Source organism: Dyadobacter flavalbus, from assembly GCF_006149045.1.
GTDB lineage: Bacteria > Bacteroidota > Bacteroidia > Cytophagales > Spirosomataceae > Dyadobacter > Dyadobacter flavalbus.
On sequence record NZ_VBSN01000074.1, the window covers coordinates 1 to 1437 of the forward strand.

Consider the following 1437-nt stretch of genomic DNA (forward strand, 5'->3'; position numbering starts at 1 on the left):
TAGACTGCACCCCAAAAGTTGGACGAGTTTAAGAATTAACGATTAGTGTGATGAGCTCGGTATTGTACCGGGCTCATTCCATTTAAATTAAGCCTGATCCTGTCTTTGTTGTAGTAGTTGATATAATCTTTAATTGCTTCTTTCAGCTCATCAATGCTCTGATACTTGTTCAAGTAGAACAACTCTGATTTAATTGTTCCAAAGAAGTTTTCAATAATTGCATTATCCAGGCAATTGCCTTTTCTGGACATGCTTTGGATAATACCCTTTGATTTAAGCATTTTTTGATATTCGCTCATTTGGTATTGCCAGCCCTGGTCGGAATGCAGCACCAGATTCTCTGGCCTGCCAATCTTTTTAAATGCCTTTTTGAGCATTTGTGTGACTTGCTTAAAATTAGCAGATTCAGACAGACTGTAACTAATTATTTCTCCATTAAACAGATCAATGATAGGCGACAAGAAAAGTTTTCTGTCTTTCACCCTGAACTCGGAAACGTCCGTTGCCCATTTCTGTAATGGTTTTACAGATTTAAAATTTCTGTTAAGAATGTTGGGTGCAACCTTGCCTGTCTGACCTTTGTAAGAGCGGTATCGTTTGGTACGGATCAACGATTTAAGGTTCATAGCCTTCATCAGCTTTAAGACAGTCTTATGGTTGATATTGCTGCCCATTTTCCTGATAGCCAACGTGATGCGCCGGTAGCCAAACCTGCCCTTATGCCGATCGTAAACTTGCCTGATCTGCTTGTTTGCGTCCTGGTACTTGCTGCCATGAGCGCTATTTTTAATATGGTAGTAAAAATTACTTCTGGGCATTTCAAAGAGGTCCAAAAGCAATTCAAGCGGATATTTTTGCCTTAACCCATGGATTGTTAACGCTTTTTCTTTTGCGCAACTTCCTTCTCGCGGATTAAGGCATCCAGCTTTTTTAGCAAGTCATTTTCTGCCCTTAGGCGCAGGTTCTCATTTTCGAGCTCCTCCAATCGCGTCAATGGACCGTATGTTTTAATAATTTTAAATTTGTTTTTCATAGACTTGGGCCTGCCACGGGCCCTGCTAAAACCATCGATACCAAACTGCTCATACTGCCGCACCCAAACATGTAAAGTACTTACACTGGGTATTCTAAATTTGAAGCAACACTCATTCAAAGATAAACCCTGTTTCTGATAAGCGTAAACAACTTGTTGCTTAAATTCTGTTGAGTAATCGCGCCCGTATTGCGGCAGAAGACTTGAACCGCCGCCTTGTTTATAGTGTCCCACCCATTTCTGTATACAGGATCTGGTAATTTCAAAACGCCTCGACAATCCTTTAATACTATCTCCGTTCAGATAAGCATTTACAATCGTTAGTCTGAACTCTACACTGAATTTTCTGTTTTTACCCATAAAAAATGCCCCCAAGAAGTGTCTAACTTTTTGGGGGCAGTGCA

Annotated in this window: 2 protein-coding genes; both read right to left on the bottom strand. The window is 40.4% G+C overall.

Annotation, left to right across the window (positions count from 1 at the left end; all coding sequences use genetic code 11):
- Positions 1 to 35: 35 nt before the first annotated feature.
- On the bottom strand, positions 36 to 872 hold the full coding sequence (locus FEM33_RS25255) for an IS3 family transposase (protein WP_139014757.1): 837 nt from the start codon (positions 870 to 872) through the stop codon (positions 36 to 38).
- Between the two features lie 2 nt (positions 873 to 874).
- Positions 875 to 1437, bottom strand: a 563-nt coding sequence (locus tag FEM33_RS25260; protein WP_229214411.1) for a helix-turn-helix domain-containing protein, incomplete at its 5' end; no start/stop codon positions are given.